The organism is Flavobacteriales bacterium (assembly GCA_013214975.1).
Classification (GTDB): Bacteria; Bacteroidota; Bacteroidia; order DT-38; family DT-38; genus DT-38.
In genome coordinates, this window is the sequence record JABSPR010000145.1 from 1 (window position 1) to 9,417 (window position 9,417).

At 37.5% G+C, this 9,417-nt stretch carries 9 protein-coding genes; 2 read left to right on the plus strand and 7 right to left on the minus strand.

Annotation, left to right across the window (positions count from 1 at the left end):
- The 7 genes from HRT72_05350 to HRT72_05380 all read right to left on the minus strand — a co-directional run.
- Positions 1-474, minus strand: a 474-nt coding sequence (locus HRT72_05350) for a transposase (protein ID NQY67135.1), incomplete at its 3' end; no start/stop codon positions are given.
- Positions 452-1,204: a transposase gene (locus tag HRT72_05355; protein ID NQY67136.1), complete on the minus strand. Its 753-nt coding sequence runs from the start codon at positions 1,202-1,204 to the stop codon at positions 452-454. The genes HRT72_05350 and HRT72_05355, both read right to left, overlap by 23 nt.
- Before the next feature lie 59 nt (positions 1,205-1,263).
- On the minus strand, positions 1,264-1,635 hold the full coding sequence (tnpB, locus tag HRT72_05360) for an IS66 family insertion sequence element accessory protein TnpB (protein NQY67137.1): 372 nt from the start codon (positions 1,633-1,635) through the stop codon (positions 1,264-1,266).
- Position 1,636: 1 nt separating this feature from the next.
- Positions 1,637-1,960 (minus strand): hypothetical protein, encoded by a 324-nt coding sequence (locus HRT72_05365; protein ID NQY67138.1) that lies wholly within the window; start codon positions 1,958-1,960, stop codon positions 1,637-1,639.
- A gap of 134 nt (positions 1,961-2,094) precedes the next feature.
- Positions 2,095-3,516, minus strand: a complete 1,422-nt coding sequence (locus HRT72_05370; GenBank protein NQY67139.1) for an aryl-sulfate sulfotransferase — start codon at positions 3,514-3,516, stop codon at positions 2,095-2,097.
- Between the two features lie 55 nt (positions 3,517-3,571).
- Entirely contained in the window at positions 3,572-4,261 is a 690-nt protein-coding gene (locus tag HRT72_05375) for a DUF2461 domain-containing protein (protein NQY67140.1), read from the minus strand.
- A 595-nt stretch (positions 4,262-4,856) separates the two neighbouring features.
- Positions 4,857-6,107 carry a metallophosphoesterase gene (locus tag HRT72_05380; protein NQY67141.1) on the minus strand — a complete coding sequence of 417 codons (1,251 nt, stop codon included), beginning with the start codon at positions 6,105-6,107 and terminating at the stop codon, positions 4,857-4,859.
- Positions 6,108-6,282: 175 nt separating this feature from the next.
- Here HRT72_05380 and HRT72_05385 point away from each other — a divergent pair, with 175 nt between their 5' ends.
- Both HRT72_05385 and HRT72_05390 read left to right on the plus strand, forming a co-directional pair.
- Positions 6,283-7,791 (plus strand): aldehyde dehydrogenase, encoded by a 1,509-nt coding sequence (locus tag HRT72_05385; GenBank protein ID NQY67142.1) that lies wholly within the window; start codon positions 6,283-6,285, stop codon positions 7,789-7,791.
- 28 nt (positions 7,792-7,819) lie between these two features.
- Positions 7,820-9,417: FAD-dependent oxidoreductase (locus tag HRT72_05390; protein NQY67143.1), on the plus strand; the 1,598-nt coding region annotated here is incomplete at its 3' end.

Here is a 9,417-nt window from a genome sequence, read left to right on the forward strand (position 1 = left end):
ACCTATGGTATACCTTATGGCTTTTCCTATAGGACTTTTAGGAGTGGTTGCCGGTTGCTCTTTTATTAACCATTTGATCAACGCCTCCATAATGGGTTGAGAATATTTTAACCTATATGCATGACGTTGCTCATGGGTGTATTCATTTTGTTTTGCTTCTCTTCTGGAGGCATATAGTTTTTGTATTTTAACCAGTACGTGTTCCGCTCTGACTTTATCGTTGTCCAATGCTTTTTCAAAATATCTTCGAGCATGCGCCATGCACCCTAATAAGGTGATACCTGTTCTGTTTTTGAATACATCATAAGCCACATAGCCATCTGTTTGCAAATAGCCTTTAAAATAGGTTAACATTTGTTCTGCACATTCTCGTTTTCTACTGGGGTGATAATCGAACAGTACCATTGTCTCAAGAGGAGAATAATACACCCAATGGTAACTAGTGTGGGTCTTACCTTTTTTCTTGCTGTCCATTTAAGCAGTCGTATAGTGGTTCTAGTAATATGGTAAGCTTTGTTTGCCAACCATCAATGGAGGAAGATCTAATGTCTATTTGTTCTCGTTTAAACCTGCTTATCTGACGATAAAAAGGTAGGTGGTCAACAAACTTATCTACAAAGATGCTGGCCAAAAGGCTGTTGCCTGCAATGGATTTCTCTATGGCCCAATATGGTAAATTTGCAATTACAATTGATTTAACATCTTCGTTTGGCTCTGCTTTAGGCAAAGCATATTTAGGACGAATACTACGTTGAATAAACAGCTTTGCTGGAATAAGTTCTAGTCGCTCGGATATTTCTTGTCCGATACAAATCATCTGACTTATATCAATCTTAGGTTCTATTACAACCTGCTCCACTGGTAAGTGCTTTGGAAGCGCATTTCTTCCTGGATGATTTTCTCTCTTACTTCTTTTATTACGCTGGTAACTTACCTCTTCCTTTACTAATTGAGTGTCCTCTATAGGTTGCTCTTCAAAAGGAAGGCTTTGTTGGTGTGGGTTGTTTGCTTTTATAAAGCGTTCTCGCTTAGTGCCAAATACCAATCTACGAAGCTGGTCGTAGTGGTACTGTAAATGATCCTTGTCTGATTGAAGTTGGTCTTTGCTTGTCTGAAGCTGCTCATATTGGTCAATCAGTTCTTCTTTGGACAGATGTTCTAACGAGGAATCCATGAAATAAATGTATTGTAAAAATACATTCATTAATCACTCTTAATTCCTTTGCTATCAAGGTTCTTACTGTATAATAATAGATGAAAAAATTAGGTGATTTCGATAGGATTAGTTTGAAAATCATGGCGCTTTCTCACTTGAATATTTTTGATCGAAAGTCCGTCAATTATCATTACAATTTGGGTGTAGTTAACAGTTATGCTTCCTTCTATATCGTCATAATCAGGTAATTCAAAAGTACCCGATTCTAAGCGTTTGTAATAAAGAGCGTATCCATAGCCCTGCCAATGCAACAGCTTAATCTTGTCTCTACATTTATTGATAAAAATAAACACATCTCTACTTCTGGGATTACCCTGTAAGTTGTTTTCTATTAAGCCAGATAGGCCGTCGAAACTCTTGCGCATATCAGTGGGTACAATGTATAAATGAAATCTGTGGTGAGGTGATAGGCTAAACATACTAATACAACTTTATCAGGGCCTTTAATTGAGACAGATTCATACTTGTTGGACAACTCATTCGAACTCCACTAGGGTAGCTAATCTCAATACTTGTATGCTCCGATGAAACCAAATCAATTGGATTAGATACCTCAATTGGAATAAATGGTGTAGGTGTTTTTTTAGACTTCTTTAACCCTGCAACAAAAGTGGGGTCATACTTTTTTACCCAGTTGGAAAAAGTTTTGTAGGCCAATTTGGCCTCTATACTATAGGCTCTTTTAGATAAGCCACTTTCTTTCCATAAGTCAATATGCGTTCTTTTCTCGTCTTCTAAAACCATGATCAATTACTTCTTTTATGATCACAAATCTAGAGCGACTTTACAGGATATAAAATATGCGGTTGGTAGGATATTTACATATGCTTAACATCCTTGCCGTTGTCTATTGGGAGTATAGACATATGTACAATTCTTTAGTCTATGACTATGAATTTTATATGCTCCTTGGATGTTGATGTATGTATCGTGCAAAAGTAGATGCCTGCTGTCAAATGGCCTACTTCAATTGGGACCTTATGTATACCTGGATACATGTTTTGAGCAACAACATTATTAACTAGTTGTCCTCTGCTATTTAGAACATCAATCTGCATAAATTCGGGTTGAAGGATTCTGAAATGTATACTCGTTTGTTCGGAAGCAGGGTTAGGATATAGCTGCGCTTGTAGTCCTTCTTGTTCAAATAATTCAATAAAGCCAATTGGATCCTCTTCCCAGACAAACCGAAACCCGCGATAGCTTATTTTGTTACCTGAACTTCCGCTGTCGATATATAAGTCGAATACCTTTGTTCCAAATTCATCAAATTCGCTAACATTTGGGCTATTAGTAGAAACTCCACCCCAGCATATTAATACGTTATTATTTTCTAACATTTGAACATTACCTCTGTTGGGCGAATAGCTCACAAGAGGGTTTGTGAATTCTTGGACTAAAGTTGCCGTAAATAGGGTAGTGTCTATTTCATAAATAACACCTCTAGGTACCCCTGTAAATTTGGCGTTATCAAAAAGCAAGATATTTCCATTAGGAAGTTCCTGAGCAGCATGTTGCGAACAGAAACCGGTGTCGTTGACAAAAGTAAAGTCATTGCTATTACCACCTAACCTCCATATTATAGAGGAATCATTCATATTAATTTTTGTGATTTCGTCCATGCGTTTACTAGAGAACAATAAACTTCCATCGCTCATTTCCCAAACCGAATTTCCATGGACGTAATCTACATTGGTGGTTGGACCACCGATTTCATGCCTATTGTCGTTGGGAGAATAATGATTCCAAACATCCCATTCAAAAAGTACTTCTTTGGAATCTTTATCAATTTCTTGCGCATAGTCTCCTCTTACCGTCATATTCAGAAGGGTGTCGCCACCAATAAATACAGTGTCCCATAAATTTTCGTCAGTACATATTAATATTGGGTTGCCATTTTCTCTAAAAAAAATATCATGAAAATCTGTATCCTTATTATTCCCACAAGCGAAAGAATCTATTGGAGCATATTCTTCATCAACCAGAAAATGCTTCAATTTATCACGATCAAAGTAATTGAGGGTAGTGTCGGAGACCTTTTTGAAATCAACAAAATTTCCAAGACCATAATAAATAATATCTCCGTTGTTATCTACGATATAGTGATAAGCTATATTGGGTTCTACAGTGTTTGATATGAAAAGGTAACCATCGGCAACTTCTCCGATTATATTGGTAGTGATCATGGGAAAGTTTGCAGGTGGATCCACCCATTCACTGGATATTGCCTTTGTAGCCAATACAACTGTGAGGATAAGAATAATTAGCTTTTTGGAAAACGGAAAAAATTGATTCTTCAAAATAATAGTTAAAACTGTCTAAGTACTCTTACTACACTCCTTAGGGGTATTTTTCTTATTTCAAGACAGAAACACCGTTTGAATCAGTAGTAAGTACCACACTCATATAATCGAAAAAGGGACGCATTGCTTTAAAAGTCGTGCTTACTTCTTTGTAGAAATTAGGGGCGAGTGCTTCTTTGTCTGTAAATTTTTTCCAAACAATATATTGCTTGTATTTAAGCAAGTCTATAGCCGGATGATCCTTTGCATAACCACGTGGTGCCGACTTTACCTGCTCACCTTCTAATTGTCCAAAATTTTCTTTAAATGATTTCGAGGAAATAATTTTTCGAAGCGATGCATCGTCTGCCGCGATCTCTTCACGGATTCTTCCAATATCTTCTGAATTAGGTCCCCAAAATCCTCCGCCAACAAAACAGTTACCAGGCTCGATATGGAAATAATATCCACCTCGTAATGCAGCCGTTGCACGTTTGAAATGACCACTCCATTGTGTCTTGTAAGGTGCTTTGTTTTTTGAAAATCGAACATCGCGATAAATCCTAAATAGCGATTTTTTACCTGAGATGGTCTCTATATTATCGTGTTTATTCATCTCGCCAAGTACGGCCTCCGCAAATACTTCCATTTTTTCTTTATGAATAATAAATTCGGGCTTATTATCTGCAAACCAGTCTCTATCGTTATTTTTTTTAAGTTTTTTTAAAAAAGCAATTGAATTTTCAGAAATGGTTGGTTCCATAGATGTGGTATGAATAAATTTAGAATAGAAAATTAATTGCTTTTGGCTGTAATACCAAGAGAAATAGCCTAGAACAGACGCTTTTATTTATACAACCATTCTCTGGCTTTGTCTTCATTGTCGAAGAAAACATACTCATATGAAGGCTTGGTAACTATACTAAAATAGATCCTTGCTAAAATTCTTTGTCTAAGCTTTGGAACCACCAAAGCCATCTTATCGATTTGGTTTTTTTATATATCTCCAACATATCAACCCCTTTAGATTCCTTATCTAAGCCTCCATAAGGACCAGGTACCACTAGAACTTTATATTTTTTTCTTCGGATGCTAATCGAATAAATAATTTTTGAATTTCATGAAGGTCAGTCAAGGAAACAATATATTCCTCAATCATTCGCATAACGATTAGTTCGTCATCAAATTTTTCTAGAGTACAAATATTAGTTTCTAATTTCAAGAGGAATTTATATTGCTACTTAAGTAGATTTGAAAATTAATATCGTATTCATACTAAGTAAGTATTTTATATTGAGAGACCCAAACATGACTTGCCATTAAAAGTCTAGTTTTAAGCAGGATAAGGTGAGTTTGAATCATGCCTTTTCTAACTCAATTATAGTAATCTCAGGTAGAATTCCCACCCGGCCTGGGTAACCAAGGAACCCAAATCCTCTATTTACATGAAGATATTGATCTGCTTTTTGGTATAAGCCAGCCCATTGTTTGTATAAGTATTTAACAGGACTCCATTTTATCCCTGCTATTTCAATTCCAAATTGCATACCGTGTGTATGTCCAGCAAACATTATGTCGATGTCTTTATATTTCTCTCTTACTTCAGCATCCCAATGACTCGGATCGTGAGATAAAAGCAGTTTTACTTTAGCTTCTTCAGTACCTGAATTTGCTTTTTGCATATTCCCATATTTTGGAAAATTTGCTCTCGCTCCCCAGTTTTCAATACCAAGAATGGCAATTTTTTCACCTTCTCGCTCTAACATTACGTGTTCGTTCATTAATAGTTGCCATCCTAGATTGCCATGAGTTGCTTTGAGATCTTCTAAATTCTTGATCTTAGCAGCTGGACTTTCCCATTGAACATAGTCGCCATAATCGTGATTACCTAAAACGGAGTAGACGCCCAATGGAGCGGTTATATTTCCAAAAGTGTCCATGTAATTTTTCATTTCCTCAGCTTTATTATTAACTAAATCACCGGTGAAGAATACAGCATCTGCGTTTTGATCTTGTAACATTTTAACTCCATGTTCAACGGCCTCCTTATTGTAAAAACTCCCTGAATGAATATCTGAAATCTGTGCTATTCGCAATCCATTAAATACTTTAGGTAGGTTCTTCAAGGCAATCTTATGATTTATTACTTTGTAGTCGTGTCCACCAGATACTACTCCCCATATTAAGGAGGCAAAAGGGATTGCTGCTAAACCCAAACCCAATTGAATAATAAACTTAGATCGAGTAATCCCTGTACCAGAATCTATTGCAATTAAGTTGGGTTGAATTTTACTTATGAGAAATGTTACTCCTCTTCGTAAATCATCTACAAGTAAAAAGGGTAGTACAATAAGTTTGGATACATAAATGATAAATAAACCAACCATTATGATTGTCCGTGTGCCATCTCCAATTATCTCTGCTGGTATTAGGTTGTAAATTATTAGACCAAAGAGCGACAATACAGTAATTCCGATGAACCCTATTTTTATATATTTCGATGTTTGATCGCTCGCAGAATCAGATGCGACTTTAACCGCTTGAAAAATGTAATTATCGAAAGCAATGAACGCTGCCGCCAATAAGGCCACTAGTACTACTTTGTTCATGTCGTTATAAAGGTTAGTTGTCTTGTTGACGAATATAGAACCAATATATTTTAACTGTTTCAGAATCTTTTAAGAAGTGGTTACATAGCCTGATTTCATTTGCATTTTTATGGGTTATAATTAATAATTTTAGGAGAAATAATATTTCAATTATTTCTAATAAAATATACAAAGTATGTCGGTTGTTGATCAGTTAGGTAATATCAGTGGTTCTTATGTTTCTGACAAAGGACTCGTGAAAAGTAGCGGTGAGTTATTTGATGTAATTAATTCTGCGAATGAAGAGGTGATTGGGAAATACGCTGATTGTACTGAACAAGAAGTATTGAATGTAATTGCGACTTCGAACCAAGTTCAAAAAGAATGGAAGAAAACAGATCACCTTCACCGTTCTGAATTACTTCATGAAGCGGCTCGAAGAATGAGAGAGATTCAGCCGGAAATGGCGGAGTTACTTACACGCGAAAGTGGTAAACCTTACAAGGAAGCATTCGACGAAGTTAGTTGGTCAATTACCGCAATGGATTACTACGCGGAAGTAGCTCGTCATGAAAACGGTAAAGTATTAGGACCAGCTGTTGAAGGCCAATTGCATTACACGATAAAAGAACCTCTTGGAGTTGTAGCGCTCATAATGCCTTATAACTTCCCGTTCTGTTTGTTTGTTTGGAGTGCAGCAGCAGCGTTGGCTTCAGGTAATTCTGTAATATTAAAACCATCCGAATTAACATCACTTTCAAGCTTAAAGATGTTAGAAGTGTTTGATTGTCTTCCTAAAGGATTGGTGCAATGTGTAACTGGTCATGGTAGAGTTGGAGCCCAATTGGTTGGGAGCAAAGACACCCATATGGTAGGATTCACTGGAAGTGTGCCTACAGGAAAAATTGTAGCATCAGAATGTGCAAAGCTGTTTAAACGATGTACGATTGAAGCTTCAGGTAATGATCCATTTATTGTAATGCCATCAGCACCTCTAGATATCGCAGCAAGAGGTGGAGCATTTGCGGCAAACATTCATTGTGGTCAGGTTTGTACTAGCGCCGAAAGGTTTTATGTACACAAGGATATTCACGACGAATACGTCGAGAAACTAATTGCTGAGGTAAGTAAGCTTCGTGTCGGAAATGGATTAGATAAAGTAGATATTGGACCAATGGTTTCTAAGAAAGAATTAGATCGTTATGAAGCCATTATTGCAAACGCAATAAGTCAAGGTGCTACTGTGGCATATGGAGGTGGTAAGCCAGAGGGTACGGATAAGGGTTGGTGGACTCAACCAATAGTTCTTACCGGTGTAACGCAAGACATGGACATTATGCACAACGAAAGTTTCGGTCCTGTTGCTCCAATTTGTAAAGTAGAAAGCTTTGATCAAGCGATTGAGTTTGCGAATCAATCCGAATTTGGATTAGGCGGTACTGTTTATACAACGGATTTAAAGGAAGCTCTAAGAGGTGTTAATGAGATTGAATCCGGAATGATTTGGATCAACGCTCCACTATTGGATAACGATGCAGGTCCGTTTGGAGGTCAAAAATATTCCGGAATGGGACGTCAATTGGGCTCGGAAGGATTAGATACTTTCCGTCACACAAAACTTGCGATGATTGATCCAAATGTATCAGAACAAGATTTCTGGTGGTTCCCTTACAAAGATGCAGAAGCCTATTCTGGCGACAAATAAAGTTTGGTTTATAAAATAAAGTAGAATTATGAGTGATACGAGCACGGGTAAAGTTCCAAGTCATGCCCAGGTAGTTATTATAGGGGGTGGAATTATTGGAACCAATATAGCTTATCATCTTACGAAGCGTGGTTATACGGATGTTGTGCTATTAGAAAAACATAAGCTAACTTCTGGTACCACGTGGCATGCAGCAGGTTTGGTAACATCTGGTTTTATGACTGAAACTGGTGCCAAAATGGCCAAGTATACCCGTGAACTCTACCGTGATATTGAAAAGGAAACTGGCCAAGCAACTGGTTTTAAAGAATCGGGAATGATTCAAATTGCGGTTAACGAACATTATGCAACCGACCTAAGAAGAAAGGCTACATTCAATAGATTGATCGGAATTGAGGCGGAAGAACTTTCTCCTAAGGAAGTGCAAGACATGTGGCCTATGGCAAACGTGGATGACATTGTTGGAGGTTTCTTTACTGAAGGGGCTCGGATTAATCCAGTGGATGTAACCATGGCAATTACCAAAGGAGCAAAAGCTGGTGGTGCAACTATTTTGGAAGATGTTACCGTAACGGGAATTAATGTTAAGAATAAAAGAATAGAATCTGTAGAAACAGATCAAGGAACAATTACGTGTGAGGTTGCGGTTAACTGTGCTGGGATGTGGGCGCGTCAGATCGGCGAAATGGCCGGATGTATAACACCACTTCAAGCAATCGAGCATTACTATGCCATCATGGAAAGTGATGAAATGAAGATTGATCCGAACTTGCCAATCTTAAAAGATCCATCTAAATGGTCTTATTATAGAGAAGAAGTTGGCGATTTAATGGTTGGTTTCTTCGAGGAAATTTCAGCACCGTGGTCGTTAGATAAAGTAAACAACAACTTTGTATTTGGGGAAATAGAACCAGATATGGATAGAATGCTTCCTTATCTAATGAGTGCTCTAGAACGTTTGCCAATTGCTGCAGAAGCTAATTTGAAATTAATGTTCTGTGGTCCTGAAAGCTTTACGCCGGATATTTCCCCTTTATTTGGAGAGTACCCAGAGGTAGAAAATTTCTTTGTAGTAGCAGGACTTAACTCACTCGGTATTTTGATGGGCGGTGGAATGGGAAGTGCTATGGCCAATTTAATTGTGGATGGTTTGCCGGATATAGATATCACAGGAATGAATATCGATAGATTCCATCGAGTGCATCAAAATAAAAAATATAGAAAAGACAGAAGTGTTGAGGTGATTGGCGAGATGTATAAAATACATTTCCCAAACAAACCAATGGAGACAGCACGTGAAATGAAGAAGCATGTTCTCTATGATCGTTTAAAAGCGAATGGTGCGGTGTTTATTCAAAGTGCTGGATGGGAAGTTCCTTGTTGGTATGCACCAGAAGGGGTAGAGAAACAAGTAGAATGGACATATAAAAGACAGAGCTCTTTTGAGCATGTTGCTGCCGAACATTACGCTTGCAGAAACAATGTGATCATGATGGAAATGTCTTTCATGTCGAAGATTTTGGTTCAAGGAAAGGACGCATTGAAGAATCTGAACTATGTATGTTGTAACGACATTGATGTAGAGAATGGCAAGATTGTTTATACCCAATGGACAAATGAGAATGG